Annotated in this window: 2 pseudogenes; one reads left to right on the top strand and one right to left on the bottom strand. The window is 71.3% G+C overall.

The features are described 5' to 3' along the window. Positions 1–170 (top strand): annotated as a pseudogene (locus CCN42_RS41935) (PQQ-dependent sugar dehydrogenase); the annotation flags it as partial. 159 nt (positions 171–329) lie between these two features. On the opposite strand, the pseudogene CCN42_RS45485 reads toward CCN42_RS41935, so the two are convergent. After that, positions 330–717, bottom strand: a pseudogene (locus CCN42_RS45485) (hypothetical protein); the annotation flags it as partial.

Here is a 717-nt window from a genome sequence, read left to right as displayed (position 1 = left end):
TGGGCGAGCCCATGTCGCTCGCCGTAGCGCCCGACCGTTCCGTCCTGCACACCGCACGCGACGGAACGGTGCGCCACACCGACGCCGCGGGCAACACCAAGGTGGCCGGCAAGCTCGACGTCTACACCCACGACGAGGAAGGCCTCCAGGGCATCGCCGCGAACCGCGGCCCCGGCGGTCAGGTCGAGTCCGACCGGATCACCGGCCTGGCACCGACCGGATCGCAGGCATTGGGTGCTGGCCCGCCGCAGCGTCAGCCGCCCGGACGAGATCTCCTACGGCATCGCCTAATGCCCGACCGGGGTCTCCTGGCGTGACCTGTCGGAATGCTACGGACCGTGGCAGACGGTACACCCGCTTCCGTCGCTACGCCCTGCCGGCCTCCTCGGCCGGCGCTGGGCCACGTGAACCGGCAGACCCCAGCGTGGGTGGCACAGCCGTTGCAGGAACTGGTCGTGCCAGCGGGCACGAGGGTGTGCGGTGCGGGCGTCGATCTTCCAGATGCCGTGGCCGTCGGAACCGAGGCGGCCCGAGACGTCGGTCTGGGCGGCCAGCGCCAGGGCGAGCAGCCGGGTGCCGGCGGTGGCCTTGGTCTTGCGGAGCTTCTCGTCCGAAACGATCTTCCGGGCCCATCCGGAGAGTTTGGGCCGCATCTTCTTGCCGAACGTGAACGGGCCCGTCCCGTCCTCGCGGGGCGACAGGGAGGGGGCGGTGATC

The organism is Streptomyces glaucescens (assembly GCF_002154375.1).
Classification (GTDB): Bacteria; Actinomycetota; Actinomycetes; order Streptomycetales; family Streptomycetaceae; genus Streptomyces; species Streptomyces glaucescens.
This window is presented reverse-complemented; position numbering and strand designations above follow the sequence as displayed.